The sequence below is a fragment of the Allobosea sp. LjRoot90 genome, assembly GCF_964254315.1.
Taxonomy (GTDB): domain Bacteria; phylum Pseudomonadota; class Alphaproteobacteria; order Rhizobiales; family Beijerinckiaceae; genus Allobosea.
This window is the reverse complement of the sequence record NZ_CAXUTF020000001.1, coordinates 885,466-910,399: the sequence shown is the minus strand read 5'-3', so window position 1 is coordinate 910,399 and position 24,934 is coordinate 885,466. Positions and strand designations below refer to the sequence as shown.

General features: G+C 66.0%; 24 protein-coding genes and 1 tRNA gene. 12 read left to right on the top strand and 13 right to left on the bottom strand.

The window, feature by feature from the left end; genetic code table 11:
* Positions 1-41: 41 nt before the first annotated feature.
* Entirely contained in the window at positions 42-218 is a 177-nt protein-coding gene (locus tag ACSQ3M_RS04370; RefSeq protein WP_436148835.1) for a DUF1127 domain-containing protein, read from the bottom strand.
* A gap of 134 nt (positions 219-352) precedes the next feature.
* Here ACSQ3M_RS04370 and ACSQ3M_RS04365 point away from each other — a divergent pair, with 134 nt between their 5' ends.
* Both ACSQ3M_RS04365 and ACSQ3M_RS04360 read left to right on the top strand, forming a co-directional pair.
* Positions 353-1,861, top strand: coding sequence for a winged helix-turn-helix domain-containing tetratricopeptide repeat protein (locus ACSQ3M_RS04365; protein WP_436148834.1), 1,509 nt, complete (start codon positions 353-355; stop codon positions 1,859-1,861).
* 117 nt (positions 1,862-1,978) lie between these two features.
* Positions 1,979-2,368 (top strand): GFA family protein, encoded by a 390-nt coding sequence (locus tag ACSQ3M_RS04360; protein WP_436148833.1) that lies wholly within the window; start codon positions 1,979-1,981, stop codon positions 2,366-2,368.
* 18 nt (positions 2,369-2,386) lie between these two features.
* Here the strand turns inward: ACSQ3M_RS04360 and ACSQ3M_RS04355 are convergent, their stop codons facing one another.
* Positions 2,387-3,457 (bottom strand): malate/lactate/ureidoglycolate dehydrogenase, encoded by a 1,071-nt coding sequence (locus ACSQ3M_RS04355; RefSeq protein ID WP_436148832.1) that lies wholly within the window; start codon positions 3,455-3,457, stop codon positions 2,387-2,389.
* 182 nt (positions 3,458-3,639) lie between these two features.
* On the opposite strand from ACSQ3M_RS04355, the gene ACSQ3M_RS04350 reads away from it, so the two are divergent.
* Complete coding sequence (locus ACSQ3M_RS04350; protein WP_436148831.1) at positions 3,640-4,035, top strand: HesB/IscA family protein; 396 nt, start codon at positions 3,640-3,642, stop codon at positions 4,033-4,035.
* A gap of 16 nt (positions 4,036-4,051) precedes the next feature.
* Here the strand turns inward: ACSQ3M_RS04350 and ACSQ3M_RS04345 are convergent, their stop codons facing one another.
* Together ACSQ3M_RS04345 and ACSQ3M_RS04340 are read right to left on the bottom strand one after the other, a co-directional pair.
* Positions 4,052-5,110, bottom strand: coding sequence for a GGDEF domain-containing protein (locus ACSQ3M_RS04345; RefSeq protein ID WP_436148830.1), 1,059 nt, complete (start codon positions 5,108-5,110; stop codon positions 4,052-4,054).
* Between the two features lie 98 nt (positions 5,111-5,208).
* Complete coding sequence (locus ACSQ3M_RS04340) at positions 5,209-6,678, bottom strand: DEAD/DEAH box helicase (RefSeq protein WP_436148829.1); 1,470 nt, start codon at positions 6,676-6,678, stop codon at positions 5,209-5,211.
* Between the two features lie 266 nt (positions 6,679-6,944).
* Here ACSQ3M_RS04340 and ACSQ3M_RS04335 point away from each other — a divergent pair, with 266 nt between their 5' ends.
* Positions 6,945-7,661 (top strand): alpha/beta fold hydrolase, encoded by a 717-nt coding sequence (locus ACSQ3M_RS04335; RefSeq protein ID WP_436148828.1) that lies wholly within the window; start codon positions 6,945-6,947, stop codon positions 7,659-7,661.
* Positions 7,662-7,664: 3 nt separating this feature from the next.
* Here ACSQ3M_RS04335 and ACSQ3M_RS04330 read toward each other — a convergent pair whose 3' ends face one another.
* From ACSQ3M_RS04330 to parE, 3 genes are all read right to left on the bottom strand, one after another.
* Complete coding sequence (locus tag ACSQ3M_RS04330; RefSeq protein WP_436148827.1) at positions 7,665-7,925, bottom strand: hypothetical protein; 261 nt, start codon at positions 7,923-7,925, stop codon at positions 7,665-7,667.
* Positions 7,926-8,040: 115 nt separating this feature from the next.
* A complete protein-coding gene (locus ACSQ3M_RS04325; protein ID WP_436148826.1) occupies positions 8,041-8,949 on the bottom strand; it encodes a LysR family transcriptional regulator in 909 nt (302 codons plus the stop codon).
* 153 nt (positions 8,950-9,102) lie between these two features.
* A complete protein-coding gene (gene parE, locus ACSQ3M_RS04320) occupies positions 9,103-11,172 on the bottom strand; it encodes a DNA topoisomerase IV subunit B (protein ID WP_436148825.1) in 2,070 nt (689 codons plus the stop codon).
* A 294-nt stretch (positions 11,173-11,466) separates the two neighbouring features.
* Between parE and ACSQ3M_RS04315 the strand changes: the two genes are divergently transcribed.
* Both ACSQ3M_RS04315 and ACSQ3M_RS04310 read left to right on the top strand, forming a co-directional pair.
* On the top strand, positions 11,467-11,667 hold the full coding sequence (locus tag ACSQ3M_RS04315; RefSeq protein ID WP_436148824.1) for a hypothetical protein: 201 nt from the start codon (positions 11,467-11,469) through the stop codon (positions 11,665-11,667).
* Positions 11,668-11,727: 60 nt separating this feature from the next.
* Positions 11,728-12,945 (top strand): glycosyltransferase family 4 protein, encoded by a 1,218-nt coding sequence (locus ACSQ3M_RS04310; RefSeq protein ID WP_436148823.1) that lies wholly within the window; start codon positions 11,728-11,730, stop codon positions 12,943-12,945.
* On the opposite strand, the gene ACSQ3M_RS04305 is transcribed toward ACSQ3M_RS04310, so the two are convergent.
* The 4 genes from ACSQ3M_RS04305 to ACSQ3M_RS04290 form a co-directional block, all read right to left on the bottom strand.
* Complete coding sequence (locus ACSQ3M_RS04305) at positions 12,915-14,069, bottom strand: acyltransferase family protein (protein ID WP_436148822.1); 1,155 nt, start codon at positions 14,067-14,069, stop codon at positions 12,915-12,917. The genes ACSQ3M_RS04310 and ACSQ3M_RS04305 overlap by 31 nt on opposite strands.
* Positions 14,070-14,195: 126 nt before the next feature.
* Positions 14,196-15,134, bottom strand: coding sequence for an FkbM family methyltransferase (locus ACSQ3M_RS04300; protein WP_436148821.1), 939 nt, complete (start codon positions 15,132-15,134; stop codon positions 14,196-14,198).
* A 203-nt stretch (positions 15,135-15,337) separates the two neighbouring features.
* Positions 15,338-16,747 carry a type I glutamate--ammonia ligase gene (gene glnA / locus ACSQ3M_RS04295; protein ID WP_436148820.1) on the bottom strand — a complete coding sequence of 470 codons (1,410 nt, stop codon included), beginning with the start codon at positions 16,745-16,747 and terminating at the stop codon, positions 15,338-15,340.
* Between the two features lie 96 nt (positions 16,748-16,843).
* The gene (locus ACSQ3M_RS04290; protein WP_436148819.1) at positions 16,844-17,182 is read right to left on the bottom strand and encodes a P-II family nitrogen regulator; all 339 of its coding nucleotides are present in this window, start codon (positions 17,180-17,182) and stop codon (positions 16,844-16,846) included.
* Positions 17,183-17,468: 286 nt separating this feature from the next.
* Here ACSQ3M_RS04290 and ACSQ3M_RS04285 point away from each other — a divergent pair, with 286 nt between their 5' ends.
* Positions 17,469-18,983, top strand: coding sequence for an NAD(P)H-hydrate dehydratase (locus tag ACSQ3M_RS04285; RefSeq protein WP_436148818.1), 1,515 nt, complete (start codon positions 17,469-17,471; stop codon positions 18,981-18,983).
* 66 nt (positions 18,984-19,049) lie between these two features.
* Here the strand turns inward: ACSQ3M_RS04285 and ACSQ3M_RS04280 are convergent, their stop codons facing one another.
* Positions 19,050-19,628 carry a PRC-barrel domain-containing protein gene (locus tag ACSQ3M_RS04280; RefSeq protein WP_436148817.1) on the bottom strand — a complete coding sequence of 193 codons (579 nt, stop codon included), beginning with the start codon at positions 19,626-19,628 and terminating at the stop codon, positions 19,050-19,052.
* A 195-nt stretch (positions 19,629-19,823) separates the two neighbouring features.
* On the opposite strand from ACSQ3M_RS04280, the gene ACSQ3M_RS04275 reads away from it, so the two are divergent.
* Positions 19,824-20,087 carry a hypothetical protein gene (locus tag ACSQ3M_RS04275; protein WP_436148816.1) on the top strand — a complete coding sequence of 88 codons (264 nt, stop codon included), beginning with the start codon at positions 19,824-19,826 and terminating at the stop codon, positions 20,085-20,087.
* Positions 20,088-20,133: 46 nt separating this feature from the next.
* Here the strand turns inward: ACSQ3M_RS04275 and ACSQ3M_RS04270 are convergent.
* Positions 20,134-20,208 (bottom strand) — tRNA-Lys (locus ACSQ3M_RS04270).
* Positions 20,209-20,289: 81 nt separating this feature from the next.
* Here ACSQ3M_RS04270 and ACSQ3M_RS04265 point away from each other — a divergent pair.
* The 4 genes from ACSQ3M_RS04265 to ACSQ3M_RS04250 all read left to right on the top strand — a co-directional run bounded on the left by ACSQ3M_RS04265 (position 20,290) and on the right by ACSQ3M_RS04250 (position 24,529).
* Positions 20,290-21,396, top strand: a complete 1,107-nt coding sequence (locus ACSQ3M_RS04265) for a hypothetical protein (RefSeq protein ID WP_436148815.1) — start codon at positions 20,290-20,292, stop codon at positions 21,394-21,396.
* Between the two features lie 34 nt (positions 21,397-21,430).
* Positions 21,431-21,742: an FtsB family cell division protein gene (locus ACSQ3M_RS04260; protein ID WP_436148814.1), complete on the top strand. Its 312-nt coding sequence runs from the start codon at positions 21,431-21,433 to the stop codon at positions 21,740-21,742.
* A 219-nt stretch (positions 21,743-21,961) separates the two neighbouring features.
* On the top strand, positions 21,962-23,059 hold the full coding sequence (pdhA, locus tag ACSQ3M_RS04255; protein ID WP_436148813.1) for a pyruvate dehydrogenase (acetyl-transferring) E1 component subunit alpha: 1,098 nt from the start codon (positions 21,962-21,964) through the stop codon (positions 23,057-23,059).
* 66 nt (positions 23,060-23,125) lie between these two features.
* Positions 23,126-24,529: a pyruvate dehydrogenase complex E1 component subunit beta gene (locus ACSQ3M_RS04250; RefSeq protein ID WP_436148812.1), complete on the top strand. Its 1,404-nt coding sequence runs from the start codon at positions 23,126-23,128 to the stop codon at positions 24,527-24,529.
* Positions 24,530-24,934: the final 405 nt, after the last annotated feature.

Genomic DNA, 24,934 nt, shown 5'->3' with positions numbered 1-24,934 from the left:
CTATCGCGGAGCGGTAATGCGGAAACTTTGCCGCATTCGCCCTAGCGTTGCCAGAACCGCTTGGCGATCTCCGTCTCGACTTGCTGTCTCGTGAGGCCGATATCGTTGAGCAGATGGGGATTTTCCCGCGCCATCTGCGTGAGCTTCCAGCGAGCGCGAATGCGCTCGCGCCAGGTCGCAAGGATGCTTCGCAGGAGCGAGGCGGGAGTATCGTTCATGGCAACCTCCCTATGGCTCGAAGGACGGGCCCCTCGATCTGAAGGAGGTTGAGTTCTGCGGCATGCGGGCAGCACCGTCCTTAAGCGCGCCCAAAGAGTTCCAAAAACCTCCAAACCGGCTATGGAATCGGCCCATGCGGAGATCGCGCTTTGCCTTTGGTCTGTTCGTGCTGGACCCAGCCTTGGGAACGCTCCTGCGGAACGATGTCCCTATTGCCGTCGGCTATCGCGGGCTGAGGCTGCTTGCGGCACTCGTCAAAAGGCCCGGCGAGATACTCGGCAAGGCCGAGCTGATGGATGCGGCATGGCCGGGCACGGCCGTCGAGGAGGGCAATCTCACCGTCCAGATCGCGCAATTGCGCAAGCTGCTCGGTGCGCCCGCCGGCGGCGGCGAATGGATCATCACGGTCCCACGCGTCGGCTACCGCTTCACCGGGGTTGTCGAACAGTTGGGCGATGCCAGGCGAAAGCCCTTGCCGCTGCCGAGCAAGCCCTCGATCGCCGTGCTGCCCTTCGTCAACCTCAGCAATGATCCCGAGCAGGAATCCTTCGCGGATGGGCTGACGGAAGACCTGATCACCGACCTGTCCAGGACCCCGGACCTGTTCGTCATCGCGCGCAACTCGGCCTTCGCCTACAAGGGCAAGGCGAGGGACGTGCGCGAGATCGCCGAGGAGCTCGGTGTGCGCTACCTGCTGGAAGGCAGCGCACGGCGCGTTGCGGGACGCGTGCGCATCAACGCGCAGCTGGTCGACGCTGTCAGCGGCGATCATCTCTGGGCGGAGCGCTTCGATCGCGGCCTGGACGATATCTTTGCGGTTCAGGACGAGGTCACCGCCAGGATCGTCGAGGCCTTGCTCGGCCGGCTGCGTACCCCACCGCCGCGCCATCGCCCGAAAAGCCTCGAAGCCTATGATCTCTGCGTGCGGGCGCGCCGACTGATGGACGACACGCCGCAGGCAGCGCAGGAAGCGCATCTGCTGCTGACGCGCGCTGTGACGCTCGATCCGGACTATGCCGAGGCCTATCGCTGGCTTGCCCTGAATCACTGGATGGGCTGGGTGCACTCCGGTGGGCCGACCGAGGCATCCCGCGGCATTGCCTTGGAGCTGGCGCGCAAGGCCGTCGCGATCGATCCGGGCGATGCCGGCTGCCGCTGGGCCCTGGCCTATCTGCTCGCCTATGAACGCAGCTTCGCCGACGCGGATGTCGAATTCGCCAGGGCAATCGCGCTCGACCCGAACGAAGCCGACGCATGGGCTGCCCTGTCCGACATCACGGTGCTGGCCGGGCGGGTCGACGAAGGCCTCGACCATATTCGCAAGGCGTTCCGGCTGAACCCGTTTCCGGCGAGCTGGTACTACCTGCCGCTTGGCCAGGCGCTCTATGCCGCCGGTGAGCACGAAGCCGCGGTCGAGGCGCTGCGCCGGGACGAGACCCATCGGACGAGCTCACGCCGTTTTCTGGCGGCTAGCCTTGCTCAGCTGGGCCGGTTCGACGAGGCGCGCGCGGAGGCAGAGCTTTTCCTGGTCGGCAATCCGGATTTCAGCATCCGCCACTGGGCTGCGATGGAGCCATTCCGCGATGAGGCCATGCTCGAGCGCTTCGTCGAGGGCTTCCGCCAGGCCGGGCTTCCGGAGTGACGGAGCCGGCCCTGGCCATCTAGGCTGAGGGTTGATGGAAAGGGCTCTGTGGAACCGACCCGAACCACGCGCCGTTGGTCTGCTGCCCAGAGCGCTAACTCCGAACGCGAGACGACGATGAAACTCTCCGGTGGCTGCAATTGCGGACAGGTCCGCTACGAACTTGACGGCGAGCCGATCCGCGTCGGCATCTGCCATTGCGAGACCTGTCGGAAAAGCTCCGGCTCGACCTTCTCCTATTTCGGGATCTGGCCGAAGGCCGCTGCAACCCTCTCGGGCGAGCTCGGTTGCTGGCAGAGCCGGGCAGGAGGCGAGCGCTTCTGCCCGACATGCGGCTCGCCGCTGTTCTGCTGGGCGGACGGGTCCGACGAGATCGAGATCAAGCTCGGCACATTGGACAGCCCGCCGAGCGCGCTGGTGCCCGCCTATGAGCTCTGGACTATCCGCCGCGAGCCCTGGCTGGCGCACCAGAAGGGCGCCGAGCAGAACACGCGCAATCGCGAGTAACCAGGCATCTAACGATCGTTAGAAGTTCTCTGCATCGACGCCATGGGCCTTGGCGGCTGCGACGATCTGCGACCAGGTCTCGGCGTCGAGCGGAATCCCGTCGCGCTCGCGCTGGATGCGGGTGGCGCGCTCCTTGTCGCCCGGCGCCAGCACAGGCTGCGAGGGATCCTGCGGCACTGCAGCGCGGACGAAGGCGAGATAGCTCTCGATTCGCTGCTGGCGTAAGGCGGCATCCGGCTCGAGCCGCGCCGGATCGATCAGCACGCCGAACAGCGAGTTGATGATCCAGCTCTTGTGCGGCTTCTCGTCGATGCGCGCAGCGCCCATCAGCCCAGCTGACAGCAATTCGGCGATCAGCGAAAGGCCGGCACCCTTGTGGTCGCCGAAGGGCAGGAGCGCGCCGAGCGGCAGATCCGGCTGCAGGAAGACGTGCCTCGGCTCGGTAGTCGGGCGACCCTCGCCATCGATGATGTAGCCTTCCGGCACGTTGACACCCTTGTTGAGCGCGACGCGCGCCTTGCCATGCGCCATGCGGCTGGTGGCGAAGTCGAGGATCAAAGGCTCGCCGCCCGGCACCGGAAGGCCGATCGAGATCGGATTGGTGCCGAAGCGTGCCTCCTTGGCGGCGAAGGGCGCAACGATCGGCGGCCGGCCGGCGACATTGACCCAGAAGACCGAGATCAGGCCGGCAGCCGCCGCGACTTCGGAATAGTGGCCGATGCGGCCGATATGGTGGGAATCGAGCAGGTTGAGCACGGCGACGCCGCCAGCCTGCGCGATCGTGATGGCGCGGTTGACCGCGTTGCGGGCAGTCGGCTGGCCGAGCGCAACATTGCCGTCGGCAATCAGGAAGGGCCCCGCCTCGCTGCGGATGGTGAGCTTGGCCTGCGGCTTCAGATTGCCGTCGGCGAGCGAGTTGAAATAGAGCGGCAGCATGCCGATGCCATGGCTGTCATGGCCGCTGAGATTGGCGAGCACCAGATGCTCGGCTGTCTCATTCGCTTCATCCTCGCTCCAGCCGGCGGCGGTGATCATGGCGCGGGTGAGGGCGCGAAGCGCGTCGGGCCGGTGCAGACGATACGAGGGCATGGCGATCTGTCGGATGTGAAAATGGTCGGGGCAGAGTGCACGGGCCTGCGCGCCATGCAATGGACGCAAGCAAATGGCGCCATCCCGGCCGGTGCATCTCGACGTTGCGCTCACCAATCCTTATGTTGCTGTCTGCAATCCTGTTTTCACCGGACCTTGAATCCGGTCGAGGAGGGACGAGGATGTTTTCGATACCCGGCCTGAAGGTCGTCTCGCTGACCGATGCCGCCGCGACCCGCATTCGCGCCGTCATGGCGCAGTCGGGGCGTGACGATCCCGATGCGCCCGCGCTCGGCTTGCGCGTCGGCGTCAAGAAGGGCGGCTGCGCCGGCATGGAATACACCTTCGAGGTCGCCCGCGCGGTCAACAAGGGCGACGAGGTCGTGACCGAGAAGGACGCGACGGTGATCGTCGATGCCAAGGCGGTGCTGTTCCTGCTCGGCACTGAGCTCGATTTCAAGAGCGACCGCTTCTCCTCGACCTTCGTCTTCAACAACCCGAACCAGGTCTCGGCCTGCGGCTGCGGCGAATCGGTCGAGATCAAGCCGCGCGCAGAGAACGCGCTCGCCGATCAGTGAATGAAACGAGGGTCGCTCAGGCGACCTTCGCCGCGTCCTGGATCGCGTCCTCGGTGATGGTGCGGTTGCGGCCGTCTCGCTTGGCCTGCAGCAAGGCGTTGTCGGCGCGCTCGACGATCGAGCTCGCCGTGTCGCCGCGCCGATAGACCGCGACGCCGAGCGAAATGGTGATGCGCCCGAGGCTCTCATTGGTCGAGCGTTTCACCAGCTCGCGGGTCAGCAGTGCCTGACGCACGGTCTCGGCGCCGAACTTGCCGGCGACGACATCGGCTTCCGGCAGGATGATAGCGAACTCCTCGCCGCCGAAGCGGGTGATGATCGCCTTGTCCTTGAACTTGTCCTTCATCGTCTTGGCGACCAGGCGCAACACCTGATCGCCGGTGAGATGGCCATGCATGTCGTTGAAGTGCTTGAAGAAATCGATGTCGGCCATGACCAGCGCGAAGGGCTCGCGCCGCAGCGTCGCCTGATCGATCGCCTTCTGCAGCATTTCTTCGAAATGACGGCGATTGGCGAGGCCGGTGAGAGGATCGGTCAGGGCTTCGGCCCGTGTCGATTCCAGCGCCTCGCGCAGATTATGGATTTCGTGCGCGCTTTCGCGAAGCTGGGTTTCGAGCTGAGTCTTGCGCGCAACCTCCTCGCGCGTCGACAGCACGAGCGCCTCGACCCATTCGCGCAGCTTGTGCCGGTCGGCCGAAAGCGGGACCTCCTCCGACATCGCACAGAGCCGGCCGTGATATTCCTCGCTTGAGCTCAGCGCCTGGTCGACCAGTGCCATCATGCTGTCGATCTCGGCGAGCACCTGCAGGCTGGTGCGCTCAGCCTGGCGCGAGATGCGGTCGGTGCTGATGAACTTATCGTAGAGCGTGTCGATGTCGGCGGCGCCGACCTCGCCATTGCTTGCCGCGATCACGGCGTTCATCGCCATGCTGAGCGCCGGCATCTCGCCGCTGAGATGCGCGTACCAGACCTCGAACGCGCGGGGATAGCCCGGGGAATAATGCTGACGCATCGCCGCGACGACCTGTTCAGCGAGGTCGTGAGCTTGCGGCAAGCCCGATCGGCTGGTTGTCATGACGTCCTGTCCCCGCCGGCCACGAAATTCTTCCGCAGCCGCTACGCGGGCAATCCTAGGACGATCGGGTTAAGGCAAAGTTGCCGTAGAAGCGCGCTTCAGCTCGCTCGGACAGGGCGCAGCATGAAGGCCGGAACGTGGTCGCCGAGGCCCTTGACCTGCGGTCCGTCATCGAGATCGTCACGGCGCGGGGTGCGGGGCCGTTCGCTGGCGCGACGCGGCGCGGCATTGTCGGGCACAGGTTCGCGGCGGGGCGGGCGCTCGCGTGGCGGCGCAGCCTCACGGGCGGGAGCAGCTTCTCGCGCTGCTGGCGCCGCTTCGGTCTTCGGCTCGCCGCGCGGCGGCCTGCCATCGCGTCCGCCGCGTGGCGGGCGGCCGCCCTTTCGGTCGTCGCCACGGCGGCCGCGGCGTTCCTCGCGCGGCTCGCCCGGCGGCAGCCCGTCGAGCCCAGGACCTTCCCAGGCGATGCCGATGCCCGTCAGCTTCTCGATCGCCGCGACGAGCTTCTCGTCATGGCGCGTGACGATGGTGAAGGAGGCGCCCTCACGGCCGGCACGCCCGGTGCGGCCGATGCGGTGGACATAGTCCTCGGCATGGGTCGGCACGTCGAAGTTGAAGACGTGGCTGACGGCGGGAATATCGAGGCCGCGGGCGGCGACATCGCTCGCCACCAGGATCGGGAACTCACCGGTGCGGAAGGATTCGAGCGCCGCCATACGGGCGTACTGGTCCATGTCGCCATGCAGCGCGACTGCAGGAAAGCCATGGCTCTGCAGAGACTTGTGCAGCGTTGCTACATCGCGCTTGCGATTGCAGAAGACGATGGCGTTCTGCAGATCCTTGGCTTCGCGGATGAGCTTGCGCAGCGTGTCGCGCTTCTCGAAATCCTGACTGTTCGAGGCGATCAGGCGCTGGGTGATGGTGGTCGCAGCGGTCGCCGGGCGGGAAGCCTCGATACGGATCGGGTTGTGCAGGAACTGCTCGCTGATCCGGGTGATCTCGGGCGGCATCGTCGCGGTGAAGAACAAGGTCTGCCGCGTGAAGGGAACAAGTTTACAAACCCGCTCGATGTCCGGGATGAAACCCATGTCGAGCATGCGATCGGCTTCGTCGATAACGAGCAGCTCGACGCCGGTGAGCAGCAGCTTGCCGCGCTCGACATGATCGAGCAGGCGACCGGGCGTGGCGATCAGCACGTCGACGCCGCGTGTGATCTTGGCGTCCTGATCGCCGAAGGAGACGCCACCGATCAGCAGCGCGACGGAGAGCTTCTGGTTGACGCCGTAGCGGGTGAAGTTCTCCTCGACCTGGGCCGCGAGCTCGCGTGTCGGTTCGAGGATCAGCGTGCGCGGCATCCGGGCGCGGGCGCGGCCGTTTTCCAGGATGGTCAGCATCGGCAAGGTGAAGGCAGCGGTCTTACCGGTGCCGGTCTGCGCAATGCCGAGCACGTCCTTGCGGGCGAGCACGTGGGGGATGGCCTGGGCCTGGATGGGGGTGGGCGTCGTGTAGCCGGCGGTGGTGACCGCGGTTAGAACCTTATCGCTCAGGCCGAGTTCGGCAAAAGACATCGATAGCTGCGCTTCTCAAAGGTCGGTGACACGTGGCGGGATGACCGATCGACCGCAACGGTGGCGCGACTTTGCTGGGTTGCGCGCCTTCGGACGCCCGTGCAATGCAGAAAAAACAGGGCAAAGTCAACATTCTAGAGCCGGTTCCGATCAGCCTGCGCCGCAAGGCTGATCGGCGAAAATGGTTTTCATCTTAACGTGAGGGCCGGATCACTGATCAGATTGAGTCGATCTGATCGGTTCCGGCTCGCTAAGGTCAATGAAGAATGAGCGCTGTGACGATGAAGACGCCGGAATCTCTGGTCCTGATCCCGGGGCTGAATTGCACACCTGCACTCTACGCTCAGCAATGGCTTGCGCTGGCGCCTGGCCGCCAGATTCTCGTCGCCGAGAACACCGCGGATGACACCATCGAGGCCATGGTCGAGCGGCTTCTGGCGGCCGCGCCCGAGCGCTTTGCGCTATGCGGCCTCTCGATGGGCGGCTACATCGCCCTCGACGTGATGCGGCGAGCGCCGGAGCGCGTGACGCGGCTTGCCTTGCTCGACACCACGGCCAAGCCGCCGACGTCCGAAACCAATGCGCCGCGCGAACAGATGATCGCGCTGGCTGAGAAGGGCGCCTTCGACAATGTCGTGACGCTGCTCTGGCAGAAGCTGGTCGCACCCGACCGTCTCGCCGATGAAGCGCTGCGGCTCGAAGTGAAGGCGATGGCCGAGGCAGTGGGAGCCTCGGGCTTCATCCGCCAGCAACGCGCCATCATGGGTCGCCCCGATGCGCGGGCGGTTCTCGCGACGATCTCCGTTCCGACCCTGGTCGTCGTCGGTGCAGAGGATGCCATCACGCCGCCGGACGAAGCGCGCGAGATCGCCGCCGGCATCGGAACGAAGGCGCGCTATCTGGAAATTCCGGGCTGCGGCCACCTGTCGACACTGGAGGCGCCGCAGATCGTGACGCGCGCGCTGCTGGACTGGCTCAGCTGAGCCTCAACGCTGGACAACACAAGGGTCGAGCTTCGTATCGCCGGCGCGCTTGACGATCGATCCCGTGGTGAGCGGGTCGAAGGACTGGCCCTTGGCCGCGGCCTGCGCGGCCTGATGCATCGCATCCCGATCGAGTTGCGCCGTCTGGCTCGAGACGAAGTTGGCGGCGATGACGGAAAGGAACGCGATCGCCGCGCCGGCCTTGGCGACGTCGGCGACCATGGTACCGCGCTGGTTGCGCATGAAGGCGATGACGAGGCGCATCGCTGCTCTCCGAGCTTGCAAGACAAGGCGCTAGGCGCCGATGAGGAAACCTTGCGTCGGCTGCTGTAAAAACTTGGTTAGCGACGCCTGATCGCCGCTGATGGAAATTGATCCATCATGAGCGCCCCTCGAGCCTGCCACGATGCTCGCGGAACAGTTTGCGCAGCGCCTCCAGTACCGCCAGCACGGCCGGGCGCTGACGGCCGCTCTCATGTGAGACGAGGAATATCTCGTCGGCGGTCGCATCGGGCGGATCCTCCAGGCGGAGCAGCGCCGCGTCAGCGTCGGCCAGGAAGCAGGGCGCCATCGACACAGCGCCCGACGAGCGGATGCTCTCATAGCGCGCGGCGGAATCGCCCACCCGCGCGGCGATCGGCCGGCCGGCGGCCCAGGCGAGGATATGCTGCTCGATCCGCGACGAGACGTCCCGGCTGACCGAGATGATCGGCGCCGTCGCCGGGTCGCTATCGCGGCGGACATAGAAGGCCTGCGCCAGCTTGCCGACCTTCTGGCCGAAATAACCGGCGCCCTCCGGCGGTCTTCGCATGCGGATCGCGATCTCGGCTTCGCCCTGGGCTAGATCGAGGCGCTCACGGGTGCTGAGGATGACGATCTCGACGCCTCCTGCCGCGGCCGAAAGCCGGGTTGCATGTTGCGTCAGGAACAGGCTGATCGAGGTCGTCGCAGTCACGCGGACCGGCGCATCGTCACGGGCGCGCGCAGATGTCGCCCGTGCTTCGAAGCGTGCGACGGCTTCGGCCGCAGCAGCTGCGTCTGCCGCGAGCGCAAGGCCGATCCCGGTTGGGATCAGGCGGTTGGCGCCGCGGCGGAACAGAGGCAAGCCCAGCCTCGCCTCGAACGCCTTTAGCCGCCGCGCGACTGTCGTCTCGCTCAGTCCGAGCGCAGCCGCCGCCAAAGCCAGCCCACCGCTGGAGGCGATGGCGTGGAAGATCTCGATGTCGCCCCAGAGCGAGGCCGGGGTCTGGGCATCGCGTCGAGATGGAGTGGCAGCAGGCTCGCCCATGCGGTCAGCGGCCAGAGATCGGACGCAAGGTGGTGTCGCGGGGCGCTGTCATGGTCGGTGTCGTGAGGATCGGTCGGCATGCGCGCAGGATGCGCGCGCCGGTGTCACGACACAGCCCGGCGAGCTTGCGGGGGTGCCCGGCACCCGGCTGCGTCACAGGTCGATCAGCTCGCCGGCGAAGGCGGCCCGCTCCTGGATGAAGAGGAAGCGCGCCTCCGGCTTGTTGCCCATCAGCCGTTCGACCGTGTCGGAGGTCTCTTCCTTGTTCTCATGATCGACCATGACCTTGAGCAAGGAGCGCTTGCGTGGGTCCATGGTGGTTTCCTTGAGCTCGGCTGGCATCATCTCGCCCAGGCCTTTGAAGCGGCCGATTTCGGGTTTCTTGCCCTTGAAGACGGTCTCCATCAGCTCGTCCTTATGGGCATCGTTACGGGCATAGACGGACTTGGTGCCGTGACGCAGCCGGTAGAGCGGCGGCACCGACAAATAGAGGTGGCCCTTCTCGATCAGGCGCGGCATTTGGCGCCAGAAAAAGGTGACGAGTAACGCGGCGATATGGGCGCCATCGACATCCGCATCGGTCATCACGATGACCTTCTCGTAGCGCAGGTCATCCTCGCGGAACTGATTGCCGATGCCGCAGCCCAGCGCCAGGATCAGGTCGGCGAGCTGCTGATTGGCGTTGAGCTTTTCGCGCGTCGCATTGGCGACGTTGAGGATCTTGCCGCGTAGGGGCAGGATCGCCTGGTTGGCGCGGTTGCGTGCCTGCTTGGCCGAGCCACCAGCCGAGTCACCCTCGACGATGAAGAGTTCGGAACCGGCCGCGCCGGCATTGCTGCAATCGGCGAGCTTGCCCGGCAGCCGGAGCTTGCGCGTCGCAGTCTTGCGCGAGACCTCCTTCTCGAGGCGTCGGCGCAGGCGCTCCTCGGCGCGGTCGACCGACCAGTCGAGTAGTCTCAGCGCCTGCTGCGGCGAGGCGGCGAGCCAATGGTCGAAGGCATCGCGCAGCGCGTTCTCGACGATGCGGGCTGCTTCCAGCGTCGCCAGCTTGTCCTTGGTCTGGCCCTGGAACTCCGGCTCGCGGATGAAGACCGAGAGCATGGCGGCGCAGGTCGCCATCACATCATCAGCGGTGACCTGCGCCATCCGCTTCGATTGGCCGATGCGCTCGGCGTGGTCGCGTAGGCCGCGGAGCAGCGCGATGCGCAGGCCGGACTCGTGCGTGCCGCCCTCGGACGTGGGAATGGTATTGCAATAGGAGGAGGAGAAGCCGTCCTCGCCGGTGGCGAGCCAGGCGATCGCCCATTCCAGCGAGCCGTGGCCGCCCTCCTTGCTGATCTTGCCCGAGAAGATCGGCTCGGCGACCAGGTCCTTGCCTTCGATCTCGCGGGCGAGATAGTCGCGCAAGCCCCCGGGGAACTTGAAGACCGCTTCGGCCGCAACGTCGCCCTCGGCCTTGAGCAGGGAGGGCGCGCAGCGCCAGCGGATTTCGACGCCGCCGAAGAGATAGGCTTTCGAGCGGGCCATGCGGAACAGCCGGGCCGGGACGAAATGCGCACCTTCACCGAAGATCTGCGCATCGGGATGGAAGCGCACGCGGGTGCCGCGCCGGTTCGGCGCCCGGCCGACCGTCTCCAGCGGGCCTTGCGGATGGCCGCGCGAGAAGGTCTGGCGATAGAGCATCTGGCCGCGTGCGACCTCGACCTCGAGCAGATCGGACAGCGCATTGACCACCGAGACGCCGACGCCATGCAGGCCGCCCGAGGTCTCATAGACCTTGGAGTCGAACTTTCCGCCGGCGTGCAGGATCGTCATGATCACTTCGAGCGCCGACTTGCCCGGAAACTTCGGATGCGGGTCGATCGGGATGCCGCGACCATTGTCGGTTACCGCGAGCGAGCCGTCGGCGAAGAGCTCGACATCGATGAAGCTGGCATGGCCTGCGACCGCTTCGTCCATGGCGTTGTCGATCACCTCGGCGAAGAGATGGTGCAATGCCCGCTCGTCGGTGCCGCCGATATACATGCCGGGCCGGCGCCGGACCGGCTCCAGTCCCTCGAGCACTTCGATGGTGGAGGCGTCGTAGCCGGCCTCCGAGACCGTGCCGCCGCGCGGCGCTGGGGCAGGGCGCGCAACCGGTTTCGGCACAGGGGCGGACGCGGGCGCTTCTGCGCGCGCATCCTTGCCGCCGTCATCGCCGAAGAGATCGTCCACCATTGCCATTGTGCCTACTGATTCGCGCTGCCTGCAGGATACCGCATCGGTCAATCGGGCGCCTGCCGGAGCCGTATAGCCCGCCGATCACCCGCAATAAACCGATCGGAGTGTCGCCGAAAGGCAGGAAGCGCGAGGCCGTCGCCGAAGCGTCATTCAACGATGGCAAGCCCAGCCGCTGGAACCCCGAATGCGACGCGCCGGTTCAGCTGACGTTAACAGCGTTGGTCCGATCATCGGCAGGCGAATCGGGACTAGGCTCGGTCGTGCATTCGGCTAAGCTGGCATAAGGGGAGAAGTCACGTGGCGTCGCGTTCCGCAGTACCAAAGATGCGCATCGCCGGCCTCGAACGGGCTGCGCGCTTTGCCGGTGAATCCTTTGCCTATGAAGAGCTGCCCGGCCTCGGCCCACAGCAGGACCCCGAGACCGCGCAGATGCGCCGGCTCTGGTGGGCCGCTGCCGTCGTCGCTTTGATCGGTCTGGCGGTCGTCGCGCTGCGCTGACCTGCCGTCAGCGCTTCTTCAATCTTTGACGGCTAGAAGAGCTCTCTCGGGAGGCTCTACATGCGCGTGGTCATCGTCAGCGATTTTGGCTCGGTCAACGGCGGTGCCGCCAAGGTCGCGATCGAGAGTGCGCGCGGGCTTGCCGAAGCCGGTGTCGAGATCGTCTTCGCCTGCGCGATCGGCCCTGTCTCGGACCGGCTCGACCACCCGCTGATCAGTGTCGAGCTCTATCCGGGCGAAGAGATCTGGCACGTCGGCGGCAAGGTGGCGGCAGCACGGCAAGGCATCTGGAACGCTCCGGCGCATGCCTTCCTGAGCGAGCTTCTTGCCCGCCAGCCGCGCAGCGAAACGTTGGTCCACCTGCATCAATGGACAAAGGCCTTCAGCCCGGCAGCGATCGCGGCGGCCGGCGAGAGCGGGCTTCCTGTCGCGATCACCATGCATGACTACTTCTCGTTCTGCCCGGTCGGCGGCTATTTCGATTTCAAGGCCGGAGCGCCCTGTCAGCAGAAGCCGATGTCGGTCGGCTGCATCACGGCCAATTGCGACCGCGCGTCCTATGTCCACAAGCTGGTGCGCGTCGCCCGGCAGTGGCGTTCGGACGAGGCGATGCGCAAGCTCCGGGCGCCGCTCTTTATCCATGTCAGCGACTTCGCCCGCCGCTTCGCCGAGCCCTTCCTGCCGAGGCAGGCGCGGCATGTCGTAGTCGAAAACATGATGGAAGCGCCGAAGCGGCCTCCCGCCGATGTGGCGAAGAATCGGCATGCGCTTTTTCTCGGGCGCTTCACGCAGGAAAAGGCCGGTGATGTCCTGGCCCAGGCGGCGCTCGATGCCAGCATGCCCGTGCGTTTCGTCGGCGAGGGGCCGCTCGCCGACGAGATCGGCCGCATCAACCCACAGGCCGAAATCCTTGGCTGGGTGCCGGCCGAACGCGTCTTCGACGAGATCGCCGCGGCACGCTGCCTCGTGCTGCCTTCGCTCTGGTACGAGCCCGGGCCGCTGGTAATCGCCGAGGCCCGCTCGCTCGGCGTGCCGGTCGTGCTCGCGCGGACCACGGGCCCCGCGAGCTGGATCGAGGATGGCGAGGACGGAATCCTGGTCGAGGGGGGCGACGGTAAGGGGCTGACGAAGGCCCTGGAGCGCCTGAAGGACGACGATGTCGTCGCGCGCATGGGTGCTGCCGCCTATCGCCGCTATTGGGACGATCCGCTGACGATCCAGCGCCACGTCGAGCGGCTGATCGGCGCTTACCGGCCGGCGCTTGCCGTTGCTGCCTGACCGGAGCCTGCTCCGAAATCCTTTGGCGCCTCCGACTTGCCTTGCGCTTTCCCCTGCAGCAGCCGTGTCACCGGGCGCTCGAACAGGAGATAGATCGGTATCGCGGCCAGGGACGCCGCAGCGACGCAGAGCAGGGCGTAGAGCCAAAGCGGCCAGGCGGGATCGGCGAACTTCAGCCAGACCTCACGCAGCGTCCGGATGACGAGTGGGTGGCTGAGGTAGAGCGCGTAGGAGGCATCGCCGAGCAGGATGGCGAAGCGCGTCGGCGCCAGCTTGGGCAGTGTCGGCCCGAGCGCCGCAGCCGCGACCAGCAGCAGAGCGGGTAGTCCGACCATGAGCGGACGCAGCTCCGCTGCGCCACCGGAGTTCGCCAGCAAGCCGGCAATTCCCGCCGCGGCCAGGACCAACGCCGCTGGAGTGGGTAGGCGCCAGCCGGCCTGGCGGGCCAGGGCCAGATAGCAGCCCATCAGGAATTCCAGGATGATCGGATCGCTCCAGAACATCAGCTGGGTCTGCTGGATGTCGAGCGTGAAGCGCGCCGTCACCGCCGCAGCGAAGAGGAGCGTCAGAACCGCGATCGCCCGTCTCACCGGCAGGAACATCACGCCTGCCAGGGCGACGTAGAACAGCATTTCGTAATTCAGGGTCCAGCCAAGCGCCAGGAGCGGGCGGATTTCCGGCACAGGCGCGCCGACCCTCCATTCCGGGATGAACAGATAGGAGCTGGCGACGTACTGGAACGAGCCGACGGGTATGGCGAGCAGCTGCGGCAGGAGAAGTCCGACGATCAGCATGATCGTCGTCAGCGCCCAGTAGAGCGGCACGATCCGGATCAGCCGCCGCCGGAGGAAGGTCCAGGCCGACCCCCGCTTGGCGAAGTCCTTGCCCGAGACATAGACCATGATGAAGCCGGAGATGACGAAGAAGACGTCGACGCCGAAGGTCCAGTCGATGCCGGAGCCAGGGAACTCGATGCCCCTGCGTGCCGCCACGACGCCGGCATCGTGCAGGGCATGGCCGGTGACGACGGTGATCGCCGCGAAGGCGCGGCAAACCTGCAGGTTGTCGAGCAGGGGAGCGCCGACCGACGGCGTGTCTTTCCGAATGTCCTGGCGGGCCGACATCAATCCACCTTTGGCTGCGGCGCGCCGCTGATTTTGCGTTCAGGTTGCGCGAGGGGCAGCAAATCCTCCATCAGCGCCGCCGCCGGCGCCATCAGGATCGTCGATTAAGGTTGATACGGTCGCGGGTTAGGCAGCGACGCTCGGCCACTGGCTCGCATCGCGCAGCGCGATCAGGTTGTAGCCCTTGGTGCGATCACGCTTGTAGGCATCGAGCTCGTCGGCTCTCTTCAGCCGTACGGCCCGATCATCGAGCAGCAGGTGGACGGCGAGCCCGCGCTCGTCGAGGACATGCCGCGTCAGGCCATGCGTCGGATCCGAGCCGTGATCCTCGTAGATCACCAGCGCGTCCCTGCCGAGCGCACGCTCCATTCCGGCAAGCGCCTCGCGCTCGACGCCCTCGACGTCGAGCTTGACCACGAGCCGGCGCTCCGCCCAGCCCTCCTGGTCCAGCAGATCGTCGATCGTGATCGAGGTCACAGTCTCGCCGTTCGAGGCCTCGCCCTCGGCTGCGATGCCTCTGGCTTCGTGCGCTTCGGCATTGAGGCTGACCTCGACGCCGGAGCGATCGAGGATGGCGCGATGAAAGGTCTTGACCAGGCCGGCATGCGGCGCGGCATTGGCAACCAGTTGGCCGTAGGTGGGTGCAGAGGCCTCGATGGCGAGGACCGGCTTGCTGCCGCCGACCCCCGACGCTGCAAAGACCGACCAATAGCCGATATTGGCTCCGCAATCGACAAACCCGTAATCGACGGTTGCGAGCAGTCGCAGCAACCGCGCCATCTCGGGTTCATGGTCGTAGGAACGGAGCAGCATCCGGTTCCAGTAGGGGTCGCTGGCCGGAAAGCTGATCTGCGCATCGGGGCCGAGCGCGATCGTTGCGGTCCGTCCGCTCCAGGCAACGCTGCCGACCAGCCGGCAGGCCTTGTAGAGGCCACGCTGCTGCAGCGGGCGGGACAGGGCGCCATAGGCGTCGAGTGCGCCGATCAGGGTCCGCGTGCCGAAGTCGCCGGCGACGAGGCGTCCGGCCGGGCGGTCGAATGCGATGGCGGACTGGGCAAGAGCCATTGCGGCGCTCCGGGAGCTTTCAGACCAGGAACGTTTATCGCGAAGGTTTTGCCAGCCGGTAAAGGCAATCGCCGAAAAGGGGCCCAATGCTGCCGGCGAACAAAAAAGCCGGGGCGTCGCCGCCCCGGCTCGAAGGTGGACTGCGGATCGCCGCAGTCGGGAGGAAATCCTGTACCGAGCCCAAAGCTCGGTCGGAAAAGCACTCAGTAGGAATAGTACATCGCGAACTCGACCGGGTGCGGCGTCATCTCGTAGCGCGCCACATCCTGCATCTTGAGCTCGATATAGCTCTCGATGAAGTCGTCGTTGAAGACGCCGCCGGCCTTGAGGTAGGCGTTGTCTTTCTTCAGCGAGTCCAGCGCCTCGCGCAGCGAGCCGCAGACGGTCGGGATCTTCTTCAGCTCGCGCGGCGGCAGGTCGTAGAGATCCTTGTCCATCGCCGGGCCGGGATCGATCTTGTTCACGATGCCGTCGATGCCGGCCATCAGCATCGCGGCGAAGGCGAGATAGGGGTTCGCCATCGGATCGGGGAAGCGGACCTCGACGCGCTTGGCCTTCGGCGAGGTCGTCCACGGAATACGGCAGGAGGCCGAGCGGTTGCGCGCCGAATAGGCGAGCAGCACCGGGGCCTCATAGCCCGGGACGAGGCGCTTGTAGGAGTTGGTCGAGGGGTTGGTGAAGGCGTTCAGCGACTTGGCGTGCTTGATGATGCCGCCGATGTACCAGAGGCATTCCTGCGACAGGTCGGCATACTTGTTGCCGGCCATGATAGGCTTGCCGTTCTTCCAGATCGACTGGTGGACGTGCATGCCGGAGCCGTTGTCGCCATAGACGGGCTTGGGCATGAAGGTCGCGGTCTTGCCGTAGCTCTGGGCGACATTGTGGATGCAGTATTTGTAGACCTGCATCTGGTCGGCCATGTGCGTCAGCGTGTCGAACTTCAGGCCGAGCTCATGCTGGGCCGAAGCGACCTCGTGATGGTGCTTCTCGACCTTGGCGCCCATGGCTGCCATGGCCGCCAGCATCTCGCCGCGCATGTCCTGCGCCGAATCCTGCGGCGGAACCGGGAAATAACCGCCCTTGGTGGCGATGCGGTGGCCGAGATTGCCACCCTCGTACTCGGTCATGCCGTTGGTCGGCAGCTCGACATTGTCGAGCTTGAAGCCGGTGTTGTACGGATCGGCAGCGATCTTGACGTCGTCGAAGACGAAGAACTCGGCCTCAGGACCGACATAGATGGTGTCGCCGATGCCGGTCGACTTGAGGTAGGCTTCGGCCTTCTTGGCCATGCCGCGCGGATCACGGCCATAGGGCTCGCCCGTCGCCGGCTCGAGCACGTCGCAGTTGATGACCATGGTCGAGGCCGAGAAGAACGGGTCGATGCAGGCCGTCGACGGGTCCGGCATCAGCAGCATGTCGGATTCGTTGATCGCCTTCCAGCCGGCGATCGACGAGCCGTCGAACATCGTGCCCTCGGCGAAAATCTCTTCGTCGATCATGGTGATGTCGAAAGTGACGTGTTGCCACTTGCCGCGCGGATCGGTGAAGCGGAAGTCGACGTATTTGACGTCATTGTCCTTGATCGCCTTCAGGACTTCTTTGGCGTTCTTCATCTCACGACTTCCTTTGTCGACTGCTAGGGTCTCACGACTGACGTTGCCCGCGCGTTTCGCTGGCGCACGCATTCCTTGGGTGTCGGGGAAATATCCTCAGATCGCGTCCGCGCCGGACTCGCCGGTGCGGATACGGACCGCCCCCTCAACGCTTGATACAAAAATCTTGCCATCGCCGATCCGGCCGGTCTGGGCGGCCTTCTTGATCGCCTCGATCGCGCGCTCGACCATGTCGTCGGCCAGCACGATCTCGATCTTCACCTTCGGCAGGAAGTCGACCACGTATTCGGCGCCGCGATAGAGCTCGGTATGGCCCTTCTGGCGGCCGAAACCCTTCGCCTCGAGCACCGTGATGCCCTGGAGACCGACCTCCTGCAGCGCCTCCTTCACCTCGTCGAGCTTGAAGGGCTTGATGATCGCTTCGATCTTCTTCATGCGCCGACCAACCTCCTTGGCGTGAGCTTGCGCCACTGTACGCAGCCTGCCTCCGTTCTGACCACCTCGGCCACTCCGGAGCAACTTGGCGCGTCCAGCAAAACCTCGCCTGTTCTGCTCATAGCATCGGCGCGGGCCAGCCGCCATGATGGTGCCGGGGGCAAACCGCCTCTTGAAGCGGCGAAAAACCGTCTAAAAATTATGCAGATGCCTATCTTGCGTGCAACCATCGATATCGCCGCATGTCCTTGCCCGGATGCCTGGGCTGGCGGACAATGATGCGCCGATGACAGCCGTCGCTCCTCCCGCCCTGGCCCTGCTCAGTGTCGCCGAGATGGCGGCGGCGGATGCTGCCATGATCGCCGCTGGCACGCCTGGCACCGTCCTCATGGAAAAAGCGGGCAGGGCAGTCGCCGACGCTGTGACGCGGCGGGTCCGGCCCGGCCAGCGCGTCCTCGTGCTCTGCGGCCCCGGCAACAATGGCGGTGACGGCTTCGTCGCGGCGCGCCTCTTGGCGGAACGCGGTTGCCGCGTGATGCTCGCGCTCGCCGGGGAGCGAGCAGCCCTGCAGGGAGACGCCGCACTGGCGGCGGAAACCTGGACCGGCCCGATCGAGCGGATCGGCGCAGTAGATCCGGCACAGCATGATCTCGTCGTCGACGCCCTTTTCGGCGCAGGACTCCGTCGCCCGATCTCCGGCGAGCTCGCGGCTCTGGTTGGGCGGGTCAACGCCGCGGGCCGGCCAGTCGTCGCGGTCGATGTGCCGAGCGGCGTCCACGGCGACACCGGCCTCGCCGAAGGCCCAGCCATCCGAGCAGCCGAGACCGTGACCTTCTTCCAGCTGAAGCCCGGTCATCTGCTTCATCCCGGCCGCGCCCTCTGCGGCGTCCTCACCTTGGCAGACATCGGGATCAACCCCGAGATCGTTTTTACGCCAGGCAAGGTCGCGCCATCCGCTTTCCGCAACGCTCCGGCCCTCTGGCGTGCACATCTGCCGGACCATGCCGCCGGGGTTCACAAATACGGCCGTGGTGCTGTTGCAGTCGCCGCAGGCGGACTTTCGGGCGTCGGTGCGCCGCGGCTCGGCGCGCGCGCGGCGCTACGCATAGGCGCGGGCCTTGCTACGATAATCTGCCGGCCTGAGGCGCTCGCCGCGCATGCAGCGCGGGGACCCGACGCATTGATGCAGGCTTCGGCCGGGAATGCTCCAGCCTTCGAGGCGATGCTTTCGGAGCGAAAGGTCGATGCGCTGCTGATCGGGCCGGCACTCGGGCTCGATGCCGAAGCACGATCATGGGTGGCGGCCGCCTTGCGCGGAGCCTGGCCCTGCGTCTTCGACGCCGATGCACTTACACATATCGGTGCGCATCGGGCCTTCATTGCCCAGCTGCGTCGCCGCGCCGGCACTGCTGTGCTGACGCCGCATGAAGGTGAATTCAAACGCATGTTCGGTGAGATCCCGGGCTTCGAGCCGGGACGCGGCAAGCTCGAGCGGGCGCGGAACGCAGCCCGGCTGACCGGAGCAGTCGTCGTTCTCAAGGGCCCGGATACGGTGATCGCGGCGCCCGATGGACGTGCAGCGATCAACGATACCGGCTCGCCCGCCTTGGCGACCGCCGGCTCGGGCGATGTCCTCGGCGGGATTGTCGCGGGCCTGCTGGCGCAGAAGGTGCCGGCCTTCGAGGCCGCCTGCGCCGCCGTCTGGCTGCACGGGCGCGCCGGTGAAGCGCTCGGCATGGGCCTCATTGCCGACGACCTGCCGGAAGCCCTCCCGATTATGCTGGCCCAGCTCGACGATTGACCCGTTGGGCAAAGAAAAGGCCCGCCCCGAAGGGGGCGAGCCTGTGATGGTCTGGTCGAGCCGTCCTCAGCGGGCGGCGTAGGTCACAGCCGGAGCGGACGTCAGCTGATCCTTGGTCATCGTGATCTTGCCGTGATCCGGATACATCTCCGGGCCCCTCTTGGCTGCCGGCGGCGCGTTCATCGCGGTGCTGCCAGCGGCGCTGCCGCCGCCCGCACCGGTGCCGCCCGCCGGAGCAGGCGCCGGTGTAACCATTGGCTCCTCGCTCCATTGCACCTGCTCGAACGGAATCGCCACATCCTTCGAGCCGATGCCGAGGAAACCGCCGACGCCGACGGTGACGATCTCGATCTTGCCGGCCTTGTCGAACACCACCTCGGTGACGTCGCCGACCTTCTTGTTGTCGGGACCGTAGATGTCGACACCCATCAGCTTCGACGCCCGCCATTTGCCCTGGCCGGCGAGATTGTTCTCCGGAGCCTTGGCAGTCTCAGCCGCTGGCGCCCGGGCAGCCGGCGCGCTGGTCGCGGGCGAGGTCGGCTGCGGGCTCGGCGGCTGATTCGAGGGCGCAGAGGTCTGCGCAACGGCAGCGGCGGCAAGCATGACGCCGCCGATAGCCGTCAATGCAACGTGACGCTTGTACATCGGTGTCCTCCTGTCGTTTCCGCATTTGCGGAATGACCAAACAACGCGCAACCGGAGGTTTGGTTCGCATATGGGCAGCCATGCGTCTGTCGTCTGACAGGCGGGAGCCAGCATCGAGAGCGGCACCTTAGTGCTTCGGTAAGAGCTGGGCGTCTTTGCTGGTTGTCGGCCGCGCTGGCCTCGGAGCCTGACAGGATGAGCAGGAAGTTCGCGATTCTGGGATTGGCCACCCTCGTTTCGGCCGCGATGGTGGAGCCCGCCGCGGCCTTCTGGCCCCGCTCGCAATGGCTCGCCTGCTCGGAAGCCGCGACGGCCGCGGATTACCAGCGCTGGCGCTGCTGGGAACTCGATGGCTATGCGGGAGCGATCGCGCCGGGTTTCGGCGGTGCTGGTACCGAGGGGCAGATGCCGCCGCAGCGTCGGATGCGTCCCCGGGGAACGGTCAGCCGTCTCGGCTGAGGCCGGCGTGCCGGATCGAAGCCGGCACCAAGGTCCTAGATCGGGATGGTGAGCGGGGAGGGGATCGAACCCTCGACCACATGATTAAAAGTCACGTGCTCTACCACTGAGCTACCCGCCCTCACTGGGCCGCTGACATAGGCAGGCCGCGCCCATCGGTCAACATTGTTCCGGCGGACGCATCGTGGCAGAAGCCGCGCCAATGGCGAACGAACGCAGGACAGCAGCAAATTCGACCGGTGCGCAGCAAGGCTGGCGCGGCTGGAGCAAGGCGTTCGCGCTCGCCGCTCTGTCGTTGGCGGCTTTGCTGTTCGGTTTCATCGCTGTGCTCGATCCCTATGGGGCGCGCGTGCAGGCCGGCCAGCCGGCCCGGCCGCTGATGGATCTCAACCAGCGCTTCATGTACCCGCAGATCGTCAGGTCTGGCGCCTTCGATTCGGCGCTGTTCGGCACCTCGACGCTGCGCCTGCTCGACCCGGCGATTCTGTCGACGGGGCTTTCGGCCCGCTTCGCCAATCTCGGCATGAACGCCGCGACGCCCTGGGAGCAGACCCAGCTCGCCAGCCTGTTCGCACGCCGCGTCGCGGCGCCGAAGATCGTGATATGGGGTGTCGACCAGACCTGGTGCGAAGCCGATGCGGCCAGCGAGGCGCGCCGGCTGACACCGCGGCCGTTCCCGCCTTGGCTCTATGACGACAGCGTCTGGAACGACTGGCCAAAGCAGCTCAACTTCACCACGCTCGAGATCGCCTTGCGCCTGGCTGCGCATCGGCTCGGCCTGCAGCCGCAGCGCCTGCGCGGCGATGGCTACGAGGTCTTCACCCCACCCGAAGCGACCTACGATCTCGCCCGCGCGCGTTTCCACCTTTATCACGGCCACGGCGGCCATGCGCCTGAACTGACGCCGCAATCGCCGCCCGCCGAGGTTCCTGTGGCCGAGCGCGCGAGCTGGCGTTTTCCAGCGCTGGCCTGGCTGGAACAGGGGCTGGCGGCCTTTCCGGCAACGACACGGCGCCTGATCGTGCTGCCGCCGGTGCACGCCAGCGCGCTGCCGCGTGAAGGCAGCGCCGCCTGGCAGCGCCTCAACGCCTGCAAGGCTGAAATCGCTGCGATCGCTGCGCGCCAGCGGGCCGTGATTGCCGACTATGCGCATCCCTCGGTGCTGACTCGCAAGGATTCCAACTACTGGGATCCCGCGCATTACCGGCTGCCGATCGCACGCCGGATCGAGGCCGACCTGATCGCGCTGGGACGGGGAGAGGCGGCCCCCGCCGACCCGGCCCTCAACGTCGTCGGCGCGCCTCGTTAACGGCGCATAAACCAAGCGATTCTACCGTGGTCGCATGGTCATCCGTCGCGGCCTCCGCTCCATCCTCGTCACGCTCGCGCTCTACCTCGTGTCGAGCGCCGTGGTCGGCTATTTCCTGTTCCATGCGCAGCATGGCGCTCGCGGGCTCGAGACCCTGGGCGGCCTGCGCGAGAAGTTCGGCGAGATGGAGGCCGAGATCGCCGCATTGACCAGCGAACGGCAGGACTGGGAGAAGCGCCTGACTCTGATGCGCGACGAAGCCGTCGATCGCGACGTGCTCGAGGAAAGGGCCCGCGCCATCCTCGGCCGCGTCCATCGCAACGACGTCGTGGTGATGGGGCGCTAGCGCTCGGCTCGCTCGTTGTGTGGGCTTCTCGTAACCGGCCAATGAGCCGGCTTTCCCAGCGTCAATGGTCGCAAAAAGGTCGATTAACCGATAATCAGTTAAACTGGATTATCGCAGAAATCATAATAGCTTAGTCAATGCTGCAGTGCGAGATACCCGTCTCGCCAAGGCTTGGGGCTTCCTCTACAACCAAAGCAGTAGAGCTTGGAGGAACCGTTCATGGCCATTGCCGCTCGGAAGACGAACGCAGGCGCGCCTGCGAAGGCCGCCGGAAAGACACCTGCCAGGGCGACGGCTAAGAGTGCGGCGAAGGGTTCCGCCAAGGCGATCCCGAACGTTCCGACCTTCACCAAGGACGAGGAACTTCACGCTTACCGCGAGATGCTGCTGATCCGCCGTTTCGAGGAGAAGGCCGGCCAGATGTACGGCATGGGCCTGATCGGCGGCTTCTGCCATCTCTATATCGGCCAGGAAGCCGTGGTCATCGGCATGCAGATGGCCTCGAAGGACGGCGACCAGGTCATCACCGGCTATCGCGACCACGGCCACATGCTCGCCTGCGGCATGGAATCGCGCGGCGTGATGGCCGAGCTGACCGGCCGGCGCGGCGGTTATTCGCGCGGCAAGGGCGGCTCGATGCACATGTTCAGCCGCGAGAAGAATTTCTATGGCGGCCACGGCATCGTCGGCGCGCAGGTCTCGCTCGGCGCCGGCCTCGGCTTCGCCAACTGGTACCGCCAGGACGGGCGAGTATCGATGGCCTATTTCGGCGACGGCGCCGCCAATCAGGGCCAGGTCTATGAGAGCTTCAACATGGCGCAGCTCTGGAAGCTGCCGGTCGTGTTCGTGATCGAGAACAACCGCTACGCCATGGGCACCTCGGTCAACCGGGCCTCGGCGCAGACCGATTTCTCCAGGCGCGGCGTCTCTTTCGGCATTCCCGGCGAGCAGGTCGACGGCATGGATGTCCGCGCCGTGCGCGAGGCGGCTTCGCGCGCCATCGAGCATGCCCGCACCGGCAAGGGCCCGTACATCCTCGAAATGCAGACCTACCGCTATCGCGGCCATTCGATGTCCGATCCGGCGAAGTACCGCTCCAAGGACGAGGTCCAGCGCATGCGCGAGGAGCACGACCCGATCGAGCAGGTGCGCGGCCGTCTGACGCGCGAGCACAAGCTCGGCGAGGACGAGTTCAAGGCGATCGACGCCAAGGTCCGCGAGATCGTCAACGACGCAGCCGAATTCGCGACGCATGATCCCGAGCCGGACGTCTCCGAACTCTACACCAACATCCTGCTGGAGCCGGCGCAGGCGTAAAGCCGCGCCTAGCTTCCTCCCCGACATCGAGGCCCTTGCGGCCGCTCCAGAACTCCGGGTGCGTTCATGCCGATCGACATTCTGATGCCCGCCCTGTCGCCGACCATGGAACAGGGCAAGCTCGCCAAATGGCTCAAAGCCGAGGGCGACAAGATCAAGGCCGGCGACATCATCGCCGAGATCGAGACCGACAAGGCGACCATGGAGGTCGAGGCGGTCGACGAGGGCATCCTCGCCAAGATCCTGATCGCCGACGGCACCGATAACGTTGCGGTCAACACGCGGATCGGTGTGATCGCCGCCGATGGCGAGGATGCATCCGCTGCCGCCAGCGGCGCCGCCAAGGCAGATGCGCCGGCGCCCAAGGCCGCGGCAGAGCCTGAGAAGGCCGCAGAGGCCCCCGCCAGCCCGGCGCCCGCCGCGGCAGCGAGCGTCCCGGCTCAGGCGAAGTCCTATGATGCCTCCTCCGAATTCCCGGCTGGTGCCGAGGTCGTCTCGATGACGGTGCGCGAGGCACTGCGCGATGCGATGGCAGAAGAGATGCGGCGCGACGCCGACGTCTTCGTCATGGGCGAGGAGGTCGCCGAGTACCAAGGCGCCTACAAGGTCACGCAAGGGCTGCTGCAGGAGTTCGGCGCGCGGCGTGTGATCGACACGCCGATCACCGAGCATGGCTTCGCCGGCATCGGTGTCGGCGCGGCGCTGACCGGCCTGCGGCCGATCGTCGAGTTCATGACCTTCAACTTCGCCATGCAGGCGATCGACCAGATCATCAACTCGGCCGCCAAGACGCTCTACATGTCCGGCGGCCAGATGGGCTGCCCGATCGTCTTCCGCGGTCCCAACGGCGCCGCCGCCCGCGTCGGCGCGCAGCACAGCCACGACTACGCCGCCTGGTACTCGAACGTGCCGGGCCTCAAGGTGGTGATGCCCTACAGCGCCTCCGACGCGAAAGGTCTGCTGAAGAGCGCGATCCGCGACCCGAACCCGATCATTTTCCTCGAGAACGAGATCCTCTACGGCCGTTCCTTCGACGTGCCCAAGGGTGATGATTTCACGATTCCCATCGGCAAGGCCAAGGTCGTGCGCCCCGGCACGGACGTCACCATCGTCTCCTTCAGCATCGGCATGACCTATGCGCTCGGCGCCGCCGAGGCGCTCGCCAAGGAAGGCATCGAGGCCGAGGTCATCGACCTGCGCACCATCCGGCCGATGGACATCGAGACCGTGATCGCCTCTGTGCAGAAGACCAACCGCTGCGTCGCAGTCGAGGAGGGCTTCCCGCAGTCGGGGGTCACTGCCGAGATCGGCATGAAGATCATGGAGGCGGCGTTCGATTATCTCGACGCCCCCGTCGCGCGCGTCACCGGCAAGGACGTGCCGATGCCTTACGCCGCCAATCTCGAGAAGCTGGCATTGCCGAACATCGGCGAGGTCGTCGCGGCGGCCAAGTCCGTCTGCTACCGCTGAGAGAGAGCTGACCGATGGCGCCGTCTCGCGAACCGAACGGAAACCGTGCCCTGCTGGCCGCGTGTCTGTTCGGGTTCGGCGCGCTGCCGGCGGTGGAGGCTATGGCAGCGCCGACGAGGGCGATGGTCAAGCCGGCGCCCTTCATCAACGCTGAGTTCGAGCGTCTTGCGCCAGCGAGCCGCGCGCAGGCGGTCAATCAGCTGGCGCGGCGTATATGGGGGCGATCGTGCGTCAACTCTCGCCAATCCCTGGCAGCACTCGGGCCAAAGGCTGCGTCGTGGCACGTGTCCTGTGATCGCAGCGGACAGCTCGACTACATGATGCTCCTCCCGGTCCGGTCTCGGGATGAAGGAGTAGCGCTGATCTATTGTGGACCATCGACCGCAGGCGACCGTGCCTGTGCAG

Coding starts and splice junctions, on each gene's coding strand:
- ACSQ3M_RS04335 (WP_436148828.1), top strand. CDS start 6,945: ATGAGCGCTGTGACGATGAAGACGCCGGAATCTCTGGTCCTGATCCCG.
- ACSQ3M_RS04325 (WP_436148826.1), bottom strand. CDS start 8,949: ATGGGCGAGCCTGCTGCCACTCCATCTCGACGCGATGCCCAGACCCCG.
- ACSQ3M_RS04305 (WP_436148822.1), bottom strand. CDS start 14,069: ATGTCGGCCCGCCAGGACATTCGGAAAGACACGCCGTCGGTCGGCGCT.
- ACSQ3M_RS04285 (WP_436148818.1), top strand. CDS start 17,469: ATGACAGCCGTCGCTCCTCCCGCCCTGGCCCTGCTCAGTGTCGCCGAG.
- ACSQ3M_RS04275 (WP_436148816.1), top strand. CDS start 19,824: ATGAGCAGGAAGTTCGCGATTCTGGGATTGGCCACCCTCGTTTCGGCC.
- ACSQ3M_RS04330 (WP_436148827.1), bottom strand. CDS start 7,925: ATGCGCCTCGTCATCGCCTTCATGCGCAACCAGCGCGGTACCATGGTC.
- ACSQ3M_RS04350 (WP_436148831.1), top strand. CDS start 3,640: ATGTTTTCGATACCCGGCCTGAAGGTCGTCTCGCTGACCGATGCCGCC.
- ACSQ3M_RS04300 (WP_436148821.1), bottom strand. CDS start 15,134: ATGGCTCTTGCCCAGTCCGCCATCGCATTCGACCGCCCGGCCGGACGC.
- ACSQ3M_RS04355 (WP_436148832.1), bottom strand. CDS start 3,457: ATGCCCTCGTATCGTCTGCACCGGCCCGACGCGCTTCGCGCCCTCACC.
- ACSQ3M_RS04265 (WP_436148815.1), top strand. CDS start 20,290: ATGGCGAACGAACGCAGGACAGCAGCAAATTCGACCGGTGCGCAGCAA.
- ACSQ3M_RS04345 (WP_436148830.1), bottom strand. CDS start 5,110: ATGACAACCAGCCGATCGGGCTTGCCGCAAGCTCACGACCTCGCTGAA.
- parE (WP_436148825.1), bottom strand. CDS start 11,172: ATGGCAATGGTGGACGATCTCTTCGGCGATGACGGCGGCAAGGATGCG.
- ACSQ3M_RS04365 (WP_436148834.1), top strand. CDS start 353: ATGCGGAGATCGCGCTTTGCCTTTGGTCTGTTCGTGCTGGACCCAGCC.
- ACSQ3M_RS04370 (WP_436148835.1), bottom strand. CDS start 218: ATGAACGATACTCCCGCCTCGCTCCTGCGAAGCATCCTTGCGACCTGG.
- ACSQ3M_RS04260 (WP_436148814.1), top strand. CDS start 21,431: ATGGTCATCCGTCGCGGCCTCCGCTCCATCCTCGTCACGCTCGCGCTC.
- ACSQ3M_RS04340 (WP_436148829.1), bottom strand. CDS start 6,678: ATGTCTTTTGCCGAACTCGGCCTGAGCGATAAGGTTCTAACCGCGGTC.
- ACSQ3M_RS04280 (WP_436148817.1), bottom strand. CDS start 19,628: ATGTACAAGCGTCACGTTGCATTGACGGCTATCGGCGGCGTCATGCTT.
- ACSQ3M_RS04290 (WP_436148819.1), bottom strand. CDS start 17,182: ATGAAGAAGATCGAAGCGATCATCAAGCCCTTCAAGCTCGACGAGGTG.
- ACSQ3M_RS04310 (WP_436148823.1), top strand. CDS start 11,728: ATGCGCGTGGTCATCGTCAGCGATTTTGGCTCGGTCAACGGCGGTGCC.
- ACSQ3M_RS04360 (WP_436148833.1), top strand. CDS start 1,979: ATGAAACTCTCCGGTGGCTGCAATTGCGGACAGGTCCGCTACGAACTT.
- pdhA (WP_436148813.1), top strand. CDS start 21,962: ATGGCCATTGCCGCTCGGAAGACGAACGCAGGCGCGCCTGCGAAGGCC.
- ACSQ3M_RS04250 (WP_436148812.1), top strand. CDS start 23,126: ATGCCGATCGACATTCTGATGCCCGCCCTGTCGCCGACCATGGAACAG.
- glnA (WP_436148820.1), bottom strand. CDS start 16,747: ATGAAGAACGCCAAAGAAGTCCTGAAGGCGATCAAGGACAATGACGTC.